Source organism: Acinetobacter colistiniresistens (assembly GCF_000413935.1).
Classification (GTDB): domain Bacteria; phylum Pseudomonadota; class Gammaproteobacteria; order Pseudomonadales; family Moraxellaceae; genus Acinetobacter; species Acinetobacter colistiniresistens.
The window spans coordinates 654,189-672,146 of record NZ_KE340379.1 but is presented as its reverse complement, the minus strand read 5'-3'; the positions used below and the strand labels follow the sequence as shown (position 1 = coordinate 672,146).

Genomic DNA, 17,958 nt, shown 5'->3' with positions numbered 1-17,958 from the left:
TTAAATATATGCAACAATGGCTACGCTCATCCAAGTTTTTGCTTATTTTTTTACCACTTTGGTTATTGATGACCTCATGGATACGCCCGCTATCGGTTCCAGATGAAGGACGATACGGGGATATTAGTCGTTTCATGCTGGAATCTGGGGACTGGCTGATTCCTCGTATCAATGGCTTACCCTTTATGCACAAACCGCCATTGTTGCATTGGCTTTCAACAGCTTTGATGGAAGTCTTTGGTGTGCACATTTGGGTACTGCGACTGGTTCCAACCCTAGCTGCCTGCATGATGCTGATCAGCCTGTTTATTTTTTTAAAAAAACATGTATCAGAACAGATTGCCCAACTCAGCATTATAATTCTGGCAACCAGTTTATTGTTTTATGGAAGCAGTGAATATATCAACCATGACCTGTTAGTGGCCTCATGGATGACGGTTTGTATTTTAAGTTTTGTTGACTTTACTCTCTCAGGAAAAAAGCCAGTTTTATTTCTAGCTTACTTTGCGGCAGCGGCGGGCTTCTTGAGTAAGGGATTGATTGGCGTATTAATCCCTGGCATGGTTTTACTGCCATGGTTGCTTTACACACAGCAATGGCGAAAAATCCCCGCCTTACTCAACCCGTTCGCAATCCTGTTTTTTCTTGCTCTCACTGCGCCATGGGTCTATTTGGTTCAATTAAAATACCCACAATTTTTACACTATTTCTTCATTGATCAACAATTTAGTCGATTCAGCTCCACTGAGTTCAATAATAAACAACCTTGGTTTTTCTATTATCTCATTCTGTTTGTGAGTTTTTTGCCATGGTTCTTTGTCAGTCGGTTTCAATTTCCAAAACGTATTTTTCAAGCATCACTTTCTCCATCTTTATTGGCACTATGCTTATGGTGGTTTATCTCGGTAAGTATTTTCTTCTCAATTCCTCCCTCAAAATTAGCAGGTTACATCTTACCAGCTGTCGCCCCAATGGCGATCTTACTTGCTGTTGCTGTACGTGCCGCATTGCAGAATCCAGAGAAGAATCGATTACAAGTCTGGGGAACGGCTGTTTTTATTTTTGTACTTGGGTTGGCGATCACTTTAGCACCACACTTTATCAAGAATGCACATGCGTTCTACCAAGCACATGCAATTCAAATTTACATCCTAGGCGCAATTTTATGCATCGTTCCTTTTGCTTTAGGCTGGTTATTTAAGCAGAAGAAAATTGATTATTTAACGGCAATTTTCTTAAGTTTAATCGTCTTCTGTACCTCGATTTCAGCTGCTGTACGACTACTCGACAGTAAAAATAACGCGGACCAAGTCGATTTTGCCCAATCAATCGCACCAAATTCAAATGTTGTTTTTTACTATAATTATTTTTATGACGTTCCCTTTTTATTGAATCTGAAAAAACCAGTTTATATTGTCAATGATTGGAACAGTGTCAAAACAGATAACTCATCATTAGAGCTTAAAGATGGGCTGTTATTTGAGCCTGAACGCAAACAATACTTATGGAATAAACAGCAACTTGAAAAAGCTTTAGAGCAAAAACAGCCAATGGTCGTTATTAGTAATCCGAACGGCTACCAAACAGACAACCCAAACATCAAAGTACTTCATTATCGTAACTATGACGTATTTTTAATTAATCAAAATCACTAAAGAAAAAAGGAAGCTAATCAGCTTCCTTTTTTCTTACTTAAAAGAATTACGCGTCAGGCGTATCCTCTTTTGGTTCAGCGACAACTTCCTCAGAAGTAATCGCTTCTACCCCAGTATTTTCTACATCATCAATCGCATCTAACTCTTCGTCATCTTCAACCGCTTCAATAGATACAACACCAACTAAGGTTTCAGCATCGCTTAAACGGATCAAACGAACACCTTGCGCATTACGGCCTGTCGTTGCCACTTCGGCAGCACGAGTACGTACCAAAGTACCACCATCAGAAATCAACATCAGTTCTTTGCTTTCATCAATTGATACTGCGCCGACAAGCTCACCATTACGCTCACTGGTCTTGATCGCAATTACACCCTTACCACCACGTTTCTTGGTTGGGAAGTCATCCACTGGGGTACGCTTACCATAACCATTGGCACATGCACACAGTACTTCACCCGTTTCAGGCACAACAACCAGTGAAACAATGCGGCTGACTAAGTTTGAATCTGATGAATCATCATTGTCATCACTATCATCATTTTCAACATCAGCATCTTCAGCTTCAATAGTATTGCTTGCGAAGCTAACGCGCATACCACGTACACCTTTGGCAGTACGACCCATGGCACGAACATCAGTTTCAGCAAAACGGATTGCCTTCCCTTCATTCGAGAACAGCATGATCTGCTGATTACCATCGGTAATTGCAACACCAATCAAGGTATCTTCTTCATTCAGCTCAATCGCACGTAAGCCGTTTGAACGCACATTACTGAATTGTGCAAGTTCAACACGTTTTACCGTACCTGAGGCAGTTGCCATAAACACATAATGATTTTCAGGGAATTCCGTCAACGGCAAGATCGCAGTCACAGTTTCATTTGCATCTAATGGAAGCAAATTAATAATCGGACGACCTTTGGCACCGCGTGACGCTTGCGGCACTTCAAACACGCGTAAGCGGTAAACTTTACCGACATTGGTAAAGCACAGTACCGTTGCATGGTTCGATGCCACAATTAAATGCTGGATGATGTCATCATCTTTCATTGCAGTTGCAGACTTACCGCGACCACCACGACGTTGCGCTTGATAATCAGAAAGTGGTTGAGTTTTCGCATAACCTGTTTGAGACACAGTCAATACAACTTGCTCTTCAGGAATCAGGTCTTCACGGCAGAAATCAACACCAGACTCTACAATTTCAGTACGACGACCATCACCATATTGTTGCAAGATCAACGCAAGTTCTTCACGAATCACATTCATCAACAAGTTAAAATCATTCAGAATTGCAGTTAATTCAGCAATTTGACCTAAGATTTCAGTATATTCTGCATGTAACTTGTCTTGTTCCAAGCCCGTTAAACGGTGTAAACGTAATTCTAGGATTGCGCCAACTTGAGTCGGTGATAAACGATAGATATCACCAGACAAACCAAATGGGCGTGTTGGGTCTTCACCTTCAATCTCATCTGGGCGAACAGAGATAGCGCCTGCTTTTTCAAGCAAAGCAACCACACCACCACCGGCCCACTCACCTGCTTGTAAACGCTCGCGCGCTTCAGCTGGATTCGCAGACGTTTTGATGGTTTCAATAATGGCATCAATATTGGCTAAGGCAACCGTCAAACCTTCCAAGATATGACCACGCTCGCGTGCTTTACGCAATTCGTACATGGTACGACGTGTCACGACTTCTTGGCGGTGACGAATAAATGCCGCAATAATCTCTCTCAGATTCATCAACTTTGGCTGACCATTGTCGAGACAGACCATATTGATGCTGAACGAGTTTTGTAATTGTGTATGCAAGAATAAATTATTCACCGCAACTTCAGCGTTTTCACCACGCTTCAAGTCGATGGCAATACGCATACCGTCTTTATCAGACTCGTCTCGAAGTTCAGAAATCCCTTCAAGTTTCTTTTCTTTGACTAACTCGGCAATACGCTCAATGGTTTTTGCCTTGTTGACCTGATAAGGAATTTCAGTAAAGACGATCGTGGTACGACCTGTTTTCTGGTCTTCTTCGAAGTGATATTTACCACGAATATGCAAACGGCCTTTACCAGTACGGTAAGCATCTACAATGCCTGATTTACCATAAATAATACCACCTGTAGGGAAATCTGGGCCGGTAATGTGCTCCATCAAACCTTCTACAGAAATATTCGGGTTATTGGCATAGGCCAAACATGCATTGACCACTTCAGTCATGTTGTGTGGCGCCATATTGGTCGCCATACCCACTGCAATACCCGTCGTACCATTGATCAGAAGGTTTGGAATACGCGTTGGCATCACCTGAGGAATACGCTCAGAACCGTCGTAGTTATCTTCCCAATCAACCGTATCTTTTTCTAGGTCTGCTAAAATTTCATGGGTAAGTTTTTGCATACGGACTTCGGTATAACGCATTGCTGCTGCGCTATCCCCATCGACCGAACCGAAGTTACCCTGACCATCAACCAATATGTAACGCAAGCTGAAGTCCTGCGCCATACGAACAATTGTTTCGTATACTGCACTGTCACCATGAGGGTGATATTTACCGATCACGTCCCCGACAACACGAGCAGACTTTTTGTACGCTTTGTTATAATCATTGCCCAATTCGTGCATCGCATATAATACGCGACGATGAACAGGTTTTAGACCGTCTCTCACATCTGGCAATGCACGAGATACGATTACGCTCATCGCGTAATCTAGATATGAATGCTTGAGTTCGTCCTCAATGGCAATCGGTCTGATTTCCGATACGCTCATGCATACTCCTTGTTTACAGGTAGAGAGTTGTACCTGTTTTTATGTCTTCAATCTTGCAAAAATTTAGCTCAAGGGCTTGAACTAAAAATAAAAAATACAGCGGAAAAGTATAGCATAAAGCACTCATCAACTGTGAGTTTATGCTTCTAAAAATAGCATTTTTTTACAATAAAAAATTTATATAAATTAATAACTTAAAATTATCAAATATCATGTATGCCGATAAAAAAGGATTCGTAGACTTTTTGAACAAAAGTTCATCAAATGATTCAATAAAAGTATTGAATCAAATAAAATTTAGCTTCTTCTTTCAGACCGATAAATGCGTATTAAACTTTAGGCAACAGATGACCTAATCTGAACCGTATTTAAAACATCTTGTTCATAAAAGCTCTTCACAGGCTCATAAAATGAAAAAATAGAGCGAAATGTTTATTCAAGAAAAACTGCATTAAAAGAAATGCTGTATCAACATCAGGAAATAGCCCCCAATGATCACAGCTCTGAGTACGAATAGCCCTTATTTTTGATTCTAGCGCCATTCAGGCATCGATTGAGGAGTGTGCATTACTTCATGATGTATTGTTCTTATAACACGAATACAACCCATATTTGGCTCACCACAAGCTTTAGGTACACCGCATAACGAAAACAAAAAATAAATGGTGATAACGATTCCCCCTACATTTAAAGCATAAAAAACGCCCCTTTCGGAGCGTTTTCAACTTTATTCAGAACGAATTAAAGTTTAGATACCAATTCAGGTACCACAGTGTTCAAATCACCGACTAACCAGTAGTCAGCAACACTGTTGATTGGCGCTTCTTCGTCTTTGTTGATTGCAACAATAACTTTAGAATCTTTCATACCTGCCAAGTGCTGAATAGCACCAGAGATACCAATCGCCATATAAAGATCTGGAGCAACGATTTTACCAGTTTGACCAACTTGGAAATCGTTTGGTACGAAGCCAGCATCTACCGCAGCACGTGAAGCACCTTGAGCAGCACCAAGCTTGTCAGCTAATGGGTCAAGTACTTTGTGATAGTTCTCACCAGAACCTACACCACGACCACCAGAAACAACGATACGTGCAGCAGTTAATTCTGGACGATCAAGTTTCACGATTTCTTCGTTAACAAACTTAGAAATACCCGCATCTTTCACTTCAGCAACAGCTTCAACTGTAGCAGAACCGCCTTCAGCAGCAACTGCATCAAATGCTGTACCACGAACTGTACCAACGATAATAGCTTCGTCAGATTGAACAGTTGCAATCGCATTACCTGCATAGATTGGGCGTTTGAACGTGTTTGCAGATTCAACAGCAATAATGTCTGAGATCATGCTTACGTCAAGAAGTGCAGCAACACGTGGCAGAAGGTTCTTACCAGTTGTGGTAGAAGCAGCTAATACGTATTTGTATCCGCCTTTCGCGATGTCAGCAACTAAACCAGCAACGTTTTCAGCCAATTGGTTTGCATAAGCAGCATTGTCAGCAAGTAATACTTTGCTTACACCAGCAACTTTAGCAGCAGCATCCGCAACTGTTTGAGCACCAGAACCAGCAACCAATACAGTAATATCACCACCGATTTTTTGAGCTGCCGCAACAACGTTTAAAGTTGCACCGTTAAGTGTCTGGTTGTTGTGATCAGCGATAACTAAAATACTCATGATTTTATCCTTCTGTATTAGATCACTTTCGCTTCGTTTTTCAATTTTTCAACAAGCTCGTCTACAGACTTCACTTGTACACCAGCTTTACGTTCAGCAGGAGCTTCAACTTTAACTGTTTTAAGTTTAGTACCAGTTGCAACGCCATAATCAGCAGGTGACTTAGTATCAAGCGGTTTTTTACGCGCTTTCATAATGTTTGGAAGAGCAGCATAACGTGGCTCATTCAAACGTAAGTCAGTGGTGATGATTGCAGGAAGTGTAAGCTCAACAGTTTGTAAACCACCGTCGATTTCACGAGTGACCTGAACTTTACCATCTTCAACTTTAACTTCAGATGCGAAAGTCCCTTGACCTGCACCCAGTAAAGCACCAAGCATCTGACCTACTTGGTTAGAGTCGTCATCAATTGCTTGTTTACCAAGAAGAATAAGTTCTGGTTTTTCAGCATCAACTACGCCTTTCAAGATTTTAGCAACTTCAAGAGCGCCAACTTCATCAGCCGTTTCAACTAAAATACCGCGGTCAGCACCTAGAGCCATTGCAGAACGAATTTGTTCTTGAGCTTCTTTAGCACCCACTGAAACAACAACGATTTCAGAAACTGTTCCTTTTTCTTTTAAGCGAACCGCTTCTTCCACTGCGATTTCACAGAATGGGTTGATTGACATCTTAACGTTGGTAAGGTCAACCCCACTATTGTCCGGCTTAACACGAACTTTAACGTTGGCATCAACCACACGTTTTACAGCGACAAGAGCCTTCATGTAATCCTCGGCTGTTCTAAGCAAGTAAATGTAATGAAGAGCATTCTAACTCTTCGATTGAAACTTTTTAGGTGCCCTATCTTGCAATGTATTTGGCATTTCGGTCAAGTCACAATTTCCGCCACAGCCATAAAAAAGATGAAACGCTCAGTTCACATATTGAAAATAGTGATTGGTATTACAAATTTAGTTTATAAACTTAATGAATATTAAACTTTGATTTTTTTAATATTTTATAAAATTCAATGATCTAAAACAGGCATTTTTTATTTCATGAGGGTGTTCTGTAACGGATCGTTTCTGACGAATTTGCAGGTGTTTTCACTTTCGAAAAAATGCGTCAATTAAGTAAGAACATCAATTCAACAAATCTCACCCCAAAAGTGGAAAAGTCATTGATGATTAAATGCTCAATTTTGCAACATAATATATCAAGATTTAGTTTTTTTGCGCACGCGGATGGGTTTGATCATAGACTTTAGCCAGTTGCTCAAAATCAACATGGGTATAAATCTGGGTAGTTGACAGATTGCTATGTCCCAGCATTTCTTGTACAGAGCGTAAATCCCCACTGGCAGACAGCATATGACTAGCAAAACAATGACGCAATAAATGCGGATGCAGATCGACATTGACTCCTGCACGTTGTGCTTGCAGCTTGACCCGATTTTCAATTTGACGCGGTGTTAAGGCATTGCCACGTTGCGAGATAAAAACCGATGAATCTGCATTAAAGTCGCCTTGCCAGATCCGATAGATTTTCAACCATTCAACCAAACTGTCTTTGGCCTTTAAGCCAAAAGGAACAATTCGGGTTTTATTGCCTTTACCTGTGATCCGTAAAAGTTGTCGGTTAAAGTCTACATCTTTAACAGTTAGTCCTTGTAATTCAGCTAAACGCAAGCCGCTCGAATATAAGAGCTCAAGCATTGCCTTATCACGTAACCATAATTGTTGTTCAATCGGCTTTTCTGGTGCAGCTTGATCTAAAATTTGGTGAACCGTTTCAATATCAATCATCCCCGGTAAAGGCCTTGGCTGACGTTTTAATCGAAAGTCTTCAGATGGATTTTGTTGTAAATACTGACCTTGTTCCGCCCACTTCATAAATTGACGAATTGAAGTCAAATGACGCTGTAAACTACTACTACTCAGTTGATCTCGCTCAACCCTTGCAGCCAGATATTCCCGCAAATCAGAGGCTTCGACATCTTGCAATTGCAATTGTTTATATTCACAAAACTTAAAGAAATCGGTTAAATCACGCTGATAGGCTGCAATGGTATGTTCGGACTGATTTTGAATGATCCGTTCTTTTAACCACATGGACAGCAGTTTTTCATGGTTTTCCAAGTTGCTCTCCAGTGTTATGCCAATACCCACAACGACAGTCTAGCAAATTTTACTTCTATTTATCATTAAACAAATATCGAAGAATCCATGGCTCTGTACTACAATCATTTCAAGTTTTAAATGGTGCTTGATCGATGACAGCCATGCTTATTCCTTATCTCATTGCAATTACCCTGCTCACGCTTACACCTGGTTTAGATACTACGCTGATTATTCGAACCGCTACATTAGAAGGTAAAGCCAAAGCATTCCAAGCGGCTTTGGGGATTAATCTCGGCTGTATTGTATGGGGAATTATTGTGGCTTGTGGTTTAGGTGCATTGCTGATGACGTCGGATCTGGCTTTCAATGCCTTGAAATGGATGGGTGCAATTTACCTGACATGGTTAGGACTCAATCTCCTTTTAAAGCCCCGCAGCCAACTTGCGAATTTAAATGATTCAGCAGTAACAACACAAAATTGGTTTATTAAAGGTTTTTGGGGCAATTTACTCAATCCCAAAGTCGGCATTTTTTATATTTCTTTTCTGCCACAGTTTATTCCACAGTCTTCGTCTCCAATTATTTGGACCATGGGGCTGGTGATGATTCATGTGGTAATTGGCTTAATTTGGTCAATTTTTCTGATCGCTGCGATGCAGTCCATTTCAGCTTATTTAAAACAACCCAAATTTATTCGCTATATGGATCGCATCACAGGCAGTATTTTTATCTTGTTTGCACTCAAACTTGCCTTGAGTAAAAGATAGAGAATAAAAAAAGCGCGTTTTAAATAACGCGCTTTTTTTATTCGGTTTTATATCAGCCTTGGAAATATCTTAAATCCAAACGGGCATCGTAAACATGCGTGGTTGGACCAGTCATCCAGACCACATCACCTTCACGCCAAGCGATATGTAACTTACCACCAGCGAGCTGCACTTCAACCTCATTGGCGAGCAAACCACGGCGCATACCGCTGACCGCTGCTGCACAAGCCCCTGTACCACAAGCCAAAGTCTCACCGACACCACGTTCAAACACACGTAGACGGATATGCTTTTCATCCAGAATCTGCATAAATCCAGCATTCACACGTGCAGGAAAACGTGCATGTGATTCCACTTGCGGACCGATATGCTCAACATCAGCTGTTAAAACATCAGGCACGATAGTGACAGCATGAGGATTCCCCATGTTCACGACATCAATATTAATGCTCTGATTATCTGCAAGTTCCAATGCATATAAGCCTTCAATATCTTCATGCTCTTGGGTCACAAATGGAATTTCTTCTGGAAGAAATTTCGGTGGGCCCATATTGACACGAACCCAACCATTGGCACCCAACTCTGGTTCAACGATACCAGCTTTGGTTTGTACACGAATCTTGGTTTTGGTTGTCAATTGACGCTCATGCACAAAACGGGCAAAACAACGCACACCATTGCCACACTGCTCAACCTCGGAACCATCCGCATTAAAGATTCGATATTTGAAATCGACATCTGGCAAATCAGGTGGTTCAACAATCAACAGCTGATCAAAACCCACACCAAAATGACGATCAGCCAAACGTTGAATCGTCACGGTATCTAAATAAGCACGCTGGGTCACAAGGTCAACGACCATAAAATCATTGCCCAAACCATGCATTTTGGTAAATTCTAAATACATCTTCATTTACTCCTCAGGCAACAAACGCTCTTTGTCCCAGAGTGATTCTATGGTTTCACGTTCACGAATTAAATAGGCTTGATCACCATTGACCATCACTTCAGCTGCACGACCACGGGTATTGTAGTTCGAGCTCATCACAAAACCGTATGCGCCTGCACCTAATACCGCCAACACATCATTTTCCTGAAGGGCTAAATCACGCTCTTTACCCAAGAAATCGCCCGTTTCACAGATCGCACCGACCAAATCCCAAGTTTTAACTTCAACATCAGGGTTTGCATTAACAGATTGAATATCCATCCACGCTTCATATAAAGCAGGACGAATCAAATCATTCATGGCCGCATCAATAATGGCAAAGTTACGATGATTGGTTGGTTTGAGTAAATCCACCTTGGTGAGTAATGCACCTGCATTGGCAGAAATACTACGCCCCGGTTCCATATAGACTTTTAGCCCAAGTTTTTCTAAAGCTGGGCGCATGGCATTGGCATACGCTTCAACACTTGGCGGTGTTTCATCTTTATAGCGAACACCTAAACCACCACCAATATCAATATGCTTGAGGTTAATGCCCAAGCTTTTCAACTGCTCAATCATTAAAATGACACGATCAAGTGCATCGACAAAAGGTTTGGTTTCAGTCAATTGTGAACCGATATGACAGTCAATCCCGACAATCTCAAGATTCGGTAACGACGCAGCATATTGATAAGTTTCATTCACGCTATCGCTTGGGATACCAAACTTGTTTTCTTTCAGACCTGTTGAGATGTACGGATGAGTTTTGGCATCCACATCTGGGTTTACCCGTAAAGAAATCGGTGCCTTTTTGCCAAGCTTGGCTGCAACTTTTTGAATTCGATCTAACTCAGCATGTGATTCCACATTAAAGCAAGCAATCCCGACATTGAGCGCTTTTTCGATATCGGCTTCCGATTTGCCCAAACCAGAGAATACGATTTTGGCAGGTTCACCACCCGCTGCAAGTACACGAGCCAATTCTCCACCCGTCACGATATCAAAACCTGCACCCGCTTTTGCCAATACATTCAGAACAGCTAAATTTGAGTTTGACTTCACTGCAAAACAGATTTGATGATCAATAAAATCAAAAGCACGGTGCATATCCAAATAATGCTTTTCAAAAGTTGCTTTTGAATAAACATATAAAGGCGTGCCATATTGCTGTGCGAGCTGATCCAGTGAACATTGCTCAGCGTGCAATACTCCATTAATGCGAGTGAAACTCATGAAGATGTCCTTATTTACAAACTTAAGGGGAGATTGTTTGTGATTGAGTCGTTGACGATGTTGCTTGGTTTTCCACGTCTACTTGGTCTGCTTTAGCAGCCGCTGACGCTTTTTTCTGAGATGCTTCATTTTTATAAAGCAGATATTTCGCGCGTTTATCTTGATTCTGATCAGATGGTAATTGCAATGCACCTGACTGACCACATGCAGTTAAAATAACGCTGCTCAGCAACACACTGATAGAACAAATGACTTTAAGCATCTGTGCACCTAACTTTTACAATTCGGAGCAGTATAGCGTGATCATCCCATTGGCTAAAGTCTAAACTTGAATGAATCAAACAATAACCATAAAAAAACGCCGACTCTGAAGTCGGCGTTTTTGATTCAATTCGCTCAAAAATTACTTTTTCTTATAGAAGAAATAACCAATCGCCAAAATAACAAACCAAAGTGGACTTACCTTCAGTGATTCCAAAGTCGTTTCATCCAAGGCAAGGAAATAGATCGTTGCAAGGAAGAAAATAATCACCACCCAACAGGTAAACACGCCACCAGGCAGTTTAAATGTTGATTGCGCATGTAGCTCAGGACGATTTTTGCGGTAGTTGATATAACTCCACATAATAATGATCCATACACAGATGAACAAAATCGTTGATAGCGTTGTTGCTAAAGTAAAAGCCGTCACTTCATCATTGGTACCCGTTTGTAATTTATAAACAAACTGAACGAATGCACCAATAAAGATACAGATTGATGAGAAAATCAACGCTTTTGCAGGAACTGCAGACTTAGATAATTTACCAAACAGCTTCGGTGCTTGTTCATCCGTCGATAAACCAAACAACATCCGGCTGGTTGAGAATACACCACTGTTCATGGATGACATCACTGAGGATAACACCACCAAGTTCATGATAATCGCAGCAGAAGCAATCCCTGCTTGCGAGAAGATGTTGACGAATGGACTAACTTTAGGATTGATTTGATCCCAAGGCGTGACACACATCACCACGAACAATGCCAATACATAGAAAATAATGATACGGATTGGAATCGAGTTAATCGCTTTCGGTAAGTTGCGCTTTGGATCTTGCGTTTCAGCAGCCGTGGTACCAACCAATTCCACCCCGACAAAGGCGAAAATTGCAATCTGGAAGCCAGCCAAGAAACCGTCAAGGCCTTTCGGGAACATCCCACCATGTGTCCAAAGGTTCGAAACGCTTGCAACCGTACCCGTGGCATTGGTAAATCCAGTAAAGATCATCCATAAACCAACAGCAATCAAGACAATAATCGCCGTGATCTTCACCATCGCAAACCAGAACTCCATTTCACCGAATAGTTTTACGGTGACCAAGTTCAAGCCCAGTACAAAAGCAATAGCAACAGTACTAATCAGTAAACCACCCAATGGGGTAAATGACTCACCACCATTAAAGAATTCCAGATAGTAAATAATGGCTGATAAATCTGCGATACCAATGGTCACCCAACACAGCCAGTAGGTCCAGCCGACAAAGTAACCTGCCCAAGGGCCAATTAAATCAGTCGATAAATCAATAAAAGACTTGTAGTTGAGGTTGGATAATAACAACTCTCCCAATGCACGCATTACGAAGAACACCATCAAACCAATGGTCATATAAATAAACAGAATAGATGGCCCAGCCAAACTAATGGTTTTACCAGACCCCATGAACAACCCTGTTCCGATTGCACCGCCAATCGCAATCAACTGTAGATGTCGATTAGATAGACTACGGTGAAGTCCGCTTTGCTCAGCAGCCTCACTCAGATTTTGATTCGACATTTTACAAAAACTCTCCAGTGTTTTTAGTTCATTAACTAAAGTCCGCTCTTAATAACGATTCGTACCATTTTCGGTATCTTTTCTCGTTATCTATAGGTTGGCTTACTCCAGCTAAGCAATTTTTTACCTGTATTTTTAAGTTAAATACAATTGAATTCGATCATACGCACAAGGCCAAAACAATACAATGAACTTGTGAGGACATCATAAATACAGTAAATCGTTGAATCCATAAAAAAGAAGTCAGGAATATTCGTCCTCACCTCTTTATCTCGAAAATATTAATTTATAATTCAATCATTAGATGACTGTTGCTGTTTCTTCTTCAAACGCTCCTCCCAGAATGTCGCATTTCGAATACCAAGTTTAACTGGATCAAATATAAACTCTTTGACACCCGCTTTTTGCTGCTCTTCATAATCTCGCAGTGCTTTAATGGTCGGTTTCCATACAAAGTAGGTCACAATAATGCCTATGATATTGATCCAAGCCATCAGGCCTACCCCAATATCACCGATCCCCCAAATATAACCTGTTGCACTAAGTACGCCATAAGCCACGGAAATCATAATGAAACATTTGGTGATGAATAAAAGAGAGGGCGTTTTAGTGATATAGCTCAGATAAGTGATGTTTGTTTCAGCAATATAGTAATAGGCCACAATTGTCGTAAAGGCAAAGAAGAATACCGCCAAAGCGACAAAGATCTGACCAAAACCACCAAACACTGTACTGACAGCCATTTGCGTAAATGCAGGCGAGCCAATTTCAGTGTTGGGCGCAATATTTTGCACGATAAACTGCCCAGCTTCTAAAGTCCCCTGTACGTTATACATGCCCGTAATCAAAATCATAAAAGCTGTTGCAGAACACACAAATAGTGTATCGACATAAATTGAGAAGGCTTGAACAAAACCTTGTTGCGCTGGGTGCTGAACTTCTGCGGCTGCAGCTGCATGCGGTCCAGTACCTTGTCCTGCCTCATTCGAGTAAACACCACGTTTTACTCCCCAACCAATTGCAGCACCAATCCCTGCCATTGGAGAAAATGCATCTTCAAAGATCAGTTTGATCACGCCAGGCAATTCTTGGATATTCATCGCAACGATAATCACAGCCATTAGGATATAACCCAAGGCCATAAACGGAACAACGAATTCTGCGAAGCGAGCAATACGTTTAATTCCACCAAAAATAATGATTGCCAATAAAGAGACAATCACAACTAGGGCTAATAATTTATAAGTCCCGACATTGCCGAACACGATGGCGCCCTGACCTGTAATTTGGGTAAATGCATTACCCACCGCATTTGCTTGAATGCCAGGGAGAAATAAACCGCAGGAAACAATTGCAGCAATGGCAAAGAGAATCCCTAACCAACGCTGGCCTAAACCACGATCAAAATAAAATGCAGGCCCACCACGATATTCACCTTGATATTCGACCTTATAAATTTGACCGAGTGTTGACTCGACATAAGCGGTACTCGCACCCAAAAATGCGACCAACCACATCCAAAACACAGCGCCTGGGCCACCGAACCCAATTGCTGCCGCCACCCCCGCAATATTACCCACCCCGACACGTCCAGATAAGGAGACTGACAGGGCCTGGAATGAGGAAATTCCTTGCGCGGAGGATGAACCATTAATTAACAGCTTTGCCATTTCCTTAATCTGGCGAACCTGCACAAACCGAGTTAAAATAGAAAAAAATAAACCAGCACCTAGGCATAAATAGATCAGCGCTGGGCTCCAGATAATTCCATTTACCCAATTTACAATTTCTGCTGCACTCATAGACATCAACCTTTTATTATATATTTTGAAAAAATAGCCACCGCTAAATTTCCATTCGTCTGAGCATGAGCAATATCTATGCCATTCGATCAAAATCGAATGACAACAAATAAGCGAACACACCAACACCATCCTTGGAAAAAGCGAATTGAACAAAAAAGTGATTGCTAAAAACACACTGTCTATAACTTGTAAAAGTCGTATATCATGTTATTTTTCTGAGCACTTCCCTTTAACCAATCTGCGACGAAATCATGCCGTCTTCGTTTTGTTATTCCTTAAACAACGATTAGCATTGTTAGAAATTTTCGTCCTGATTCTTTTTTATCTAATTTTAAGAAACTTTTCAATTTTATCTTATGGCAAAAATTAAAACCGTTTACCGATGTGAACAATGTGGTGCAGACCATCCCAAATGGACGGGTCAATGTACTGAATGTGGCGAATGGAATAGTCTGCTCGAGGTTCGTATTGAACCAGCAGTGACGCATCGTGGCCAACCTAAAATAGGCGGCTATGCAGGACAAGCGGCTAGCATTACCACGCTAAACCAAGTCACAGTCTCCAATGAAAGCCGTGTTCCGACAGGAATTAGTGAATTCGATCGCGTGCTCGGTGGTGGTTTAGTCATTGGATCTGTCGTATTGATCGGCGGTGACCCCGGGATTGGTAAATCAACCATCCTACTGCAAACCGCAACGCATATGGCCAGCAAAAAAAGTACAGCCCTTTACGTCACTGGTGAAGAATCCTTATCGCAAGTGGCTTTACGTGCACAACGTTTAGATCTACCGACAGACTCACTCAAAGTCATGGCGGAAACCTGTGTAGAACGTATTTGTGAAGTACTGGCACAAGAACGTCCAGTAGTGGCCATCCTCGATTCGATTCAAACCCTCTATACCGAGACGTTGCAGTCTGCCCCAGGGGGTGTTTCACAGATTCGTGAATCTGCTGCCCTACTGACTCGTTTCGCCAAAAATAGTGGCACCGCTTTGTTTATTGTAGGTCATGTCACCAAAGAAGGCTCTCTTGCAGGCCCTCGTGTTTTAGAACATATGGTCGATTGCGTCCTCTATTTTGAAGGACAATCTGATTCTCGCTATCGTATGATTCGTGCGGTAAAGAACCGTTTTGGTGCGGTTAATGAACTCGGTGTGTTTGGCATGACCGATAAAGGTCTGCGTGAGGTTGCCAACCCATCGGCGATTTTTCTGAGTCGTTATGATGAAGCCATTCCGGGCTCTATTGTGATGATTAGCCGTGAAGGTACTCGCCCACTACTGGTTGAGGTGCAAGCACTGGTTGATGATGCGCATGGGCAACCCCGTCGTGTTGCACTCGGTTTAGAACAAAACCGTTTGAATATGTTGCTTGCAGTCATGCACAGACATGGTGGTGTACAAACCTCAGGACAGGATGTTTATGTCAATGTCGTCGGTGGTTTAAAAATTACTGAAACTGGCTCAGATTTGGCTGTATTACTTGCTTGTGCTTCCAGTTTAAGAGGCAAAGCCTTACCACAGCAATTGGCTGTCTTTGGTGAAGTTGGACTCTCTGGTGAAATTCGCCCTGTACCGAATGGTCAGGAACGTTTGAAAGAAGCGGTAAAACATGGCTTTAAGTATGTAATTTTACCTCGAGGCAATGCGCCACAAAAAACAATTGAAGGTGTCCAAATCATTGCGGTTGCACGTTTGCATGAAGCTTTGACTGAAGCAATGCAACTGAGTGATGAATTGACATAAAAAAACATACTTTTGTTATTGAAATTCCATGCAAATACCTTCATAAATACACTTACGAATTGGATTTAAATAGGAATTTTCGATGAAAGCAAAGCAGCGTAGTTTAGTCGCAGCGCTTTTAATGGCAACTTTGGTTGCTGCACCACTTGCAGAAGCAAAACGTGCAGGTGGTGGTAAAAGTCATGGGATGAGCCGCTCTAGTTCATCTAGTCAATCTTATAACCAGTCTTACCAACAGCCACGTCAAGCTGCTCCTGCACCACAACAAGCTGCACCGCAGAAGTCTGGTCCAGGTGTTGGTTCAATGGTTGCTGCGGGTGTTGCTGGTGCTGCGATTGGTGCTGTAGCAGCGAATGCGTTAGCAGATGATAAGCAACACAATCCAACAGCAACTGAGCAGCAGGCAACCAATGCTCAAGCAGCTCAGCAACAGCAAGCTCAAGAGCAAGAGAAAAAAGGCGGCATTCCAACGTGGATGTGGTTATTGTTAATTGCTGGGGGTGCCTTCTTTATTTTCCGCCGATTCAGCGGTAAACAAAAAGTTGCAGCAAACAACCCTTATGCACCAAATAACAATGGTCAAAACAACTTCACTCGTCAAGCTGCACCACAAGCAAATGATAACACCAATATTTTTGGTCAATCTGTAAATGGTGGCGCTGCACCGCAAGCACCGTTTGGTAGCGCATCGATGAATAGTGGCAACCAATTACAAGATGGTACAGAACCTGCTGCATTCTTACGTATTGCACGTCAACGCTTCAACCACATTCAATCAGTCAACAGCGCCAGTAATGTTGAAGAAATTCGCCGTTATTTAACCCCTGAACTGTATGATTCAATGTACAACGACATCATGTCAAACCAAGACCAAGACGTTGCTGAGTTTAGCAACCTCAATGCAATGGTTGTTGAAAGCGCAACTGAAAATGGTCAATACGTTGTAAGCGTACGCTTTACAGGTACAGTAAGTGAAGACTTAAACAGCTTGCCACAACCATTCACTGAAATCTGGCATTTTGTAAAACCTGCCGGTTCACAGCAAGATTGGGTTGTTGCGGGTATCCAACAAGCTTAATTGCTTGGTGAAATAAAAAAGAGCTGTTTTTAACAGCTCTTTTTTATTGGCTGAATATTATAGGTACAAGACATCATAACTAAAAAAAGCCACTCTCTATATCGGAGAATGGCGGAGTGTAAATAGAACAACATTTTATGTTTATTATTACCGTGAAAACACAACCTCGCACGATCTGTCTCTTGATACTAACGGATATGATCATAGAAAAACTATTCCTCTTTTGGGGAATATAGCCGACTTTATTGGGATCATTTTAGCTTAACTCAAATCCCCCACTATTCAGCTATTCAGCTATTCAGCTATTCAGCTATTCAGCTATTCAGCTATTCAGCTATTCAGCTATTCAGCTATTCAGCTATTCAGCTATTCA

Annotated in this window: 13 protein-coding genes; 4 read left to right on the top strand and 9 right to left on the bottom strand. The window is 41.7% G+C overall.

Annotated features, from left to right (window positions below; genetic code table 11):
* The first annotated feature begins 8 nt into the window (after positions 1 to 8).
* Positions 9 to 1,655 carry an ArnT family glycosyltransferase gene (locus tag F907_RS10370; RefSeq protein ID WP_016651990.1) on the top strand — a complete coding sequence of 549 codons (1,647 nt, stop codon included), beginning with the start codon at positions 9 to 11 and terminating at the stop codon, positions 1,653 to 1,655.
* Positions 1,656 to 1,701: 46 nt separating this feature from the next.
* Here F907_RS10370 and gyrA read toward each other — a convergent pair whose 3' ends face one another.
* From gyrA to xerA, 4 genes are all read right to left on the bottom strand, one after another.
* Positions 1,702 to 4,431 carry a DNA gyrase subunit A gene (gyrA, locus tag F907_RS10375; protein ID WP_016651989.1) on the bottom strand — a complete coding sequence of 910 codons (2,730 nt, stop codon included), beginning with the start codon at positions 4,429 to 4,431 and terminating at the stop codon, positions 1,702 to 1,704.
* Positions 4,432 to 5,172: 741 nt separating this feature from the next.
* Positions 5,173 to 6,108: an electron transfer flavoprotein subunit alpha/FixB family protein gene (locus F907_RS10380; protein ID WP_016651988.1), complete on the bottom strand. Its 936-nt coding sequence runs from the start codon at positions 6,106 to 6,108 to the stop codon at positions 5,173 to 5,175.
* Between the two features lie 17 nt (positions 6,109 to 6,125).
* Complete coding sequence (locus F907_RS10385; protein WP_005242778.1) at positions 6,126 to 6,875, bottom strand: electron transfer flavoprotein subunit beta/FixA family protein; 750 nt, start codon at positions 6,873 to 6,875, stop codon at positions 6,126 to 6,128.
* Between the two features lie 438 nt (positions 6,876 to 7,313).
* Positions 7,314 to 8,201 carry a site-specific tyrosine recombinase/integron integrase gene (gene xerA, locus F907_RS10390; protein ID WP_162616968.1) on the bottom strand — a complete coding sequence of 296 codons (888 nt, stop codon included), beginning with the start codon at positions 8,199 to 8,201 and terminating at the stop codon, positions 7,314 to 7,316.
* Between the two features lie 161 nt (positions 8,202 to 8,362).
* On the opposite strand from xerA, the gene F907_RS10395 reads away from it, so the two are divergent.
* Positions 8,363 to 8,977 carry a LysE family translocator gene (locus tag F907_RS10395; protein ID WP_016651986.1) on the top strand — a complete coding sequence of 205 codons (615 nt, stop codon included), beginning with the start codon at positions 8,363 to 8,365 and terminating at the stop codon, positions 8,975 to 8,977.
* Positions 8,978 to 9,029: 52 nt separating this feature from the next.
* Here F907_RS10395 and dapF read toward each other — a convergent pair whose 3' ends face one another.
* From dapF to F907_RS10420, 5 genes are all read right to left on the bottom strand, one after another.
* Positions 9,030 to 9,884, bottom strand: coding sequence for a diaminopimelate epimerase (gene dapF / locus F907_RS10400; protein WP_005242784.1), 855 nt, complete (start codon positions 9,882 to 9,884; stop codon positions 9,030 to 9,032).
* Positions 9,885 to 9,890: 6 nt separating this feature from the next.
* Positions 9,891 to 11,141, bottom strand: a complete 1,251-nt coding sequence (gene lysA / locus F907_RS10405) for a diaminopimelate decarboxylase (RefSeq protein ID WP_005273835.1) — start codon at positions 11,139 to 11,141, stop codon at positions 9,891 to 9,893.
* A gap of 22 nt (positions 11,142 to 11,163) precedes the next feature.
* Positions 11,164 to 11,403, bottom strand: a complete 240-nt coding sequence (gene lptM, locus F907_RS10410) for an LPS translocon maturation chaperone LptM (protein WP_005273833.1) — start codon at positions 11,401 to 11,403, stop codon at positions 11,164 to 11,166.
* A 141-nt stretch (positions 11,404 to 11,544) separates the two neighbouring features.
* Complete coding sequence (locus F907_RS10415) at positions 11,545 to 12,957, bottom strand: amino acid permease (protein WP_005242790.1); 1,413 nt, start codon at positions 12,955 to 12,957, stop codon at positions 11,545 to 11,547.
* Positions 12,958 to 13,250: 293 nt separating this feature from the next.
* On the bottom strand, positions 13,251 to 14,759 hold the full coding sequence (locus F907_RS10420) for an alanine/glycine:cation symporter family protein (RefSeq protein WP_016651985.1): 1,509 nt from the start codon (positions 14,757 to 14,759) through the stop codon (positions 13,251 to 13,253).
* A 359-nt stretch (positions 14,760 to 15,118) separates the two neighbouring features.
* Here F907_RS10420 and radA point away from each other — a divergent pair, with 359 nt between their 5' ends.
* Together radA and F907_RS10430 are read left to right on the top strand one after the other, a co-directional pair.
* On the top strand, positions 15,119 to 16,507 hold the full coding sequence (radA, locus tag F907_RS10425; RefSeq protein WP_016651984.1) for a DNA repair protein RadA: 1,389 nt from the start codon (positions 15,119 to 15,121) through the stop codon (positions 16,505 to 16,507).
* Positions 16,508 to 16,589: 82 nt separating this feature from the next.
* Positions 16,590 to 17,585: a Tim44 domain-containing protein gene (locus F907_RS10430; protein WP_016651983.1), complete on the top strand. Its 996-nt coding sequence runs from the start codon at positions 16,590 to 16,592 to the stop codon at positions 17,583 to 17,585.
* Positions 17,586 to 17,958 lie beyond the last annotated feature (373 nt).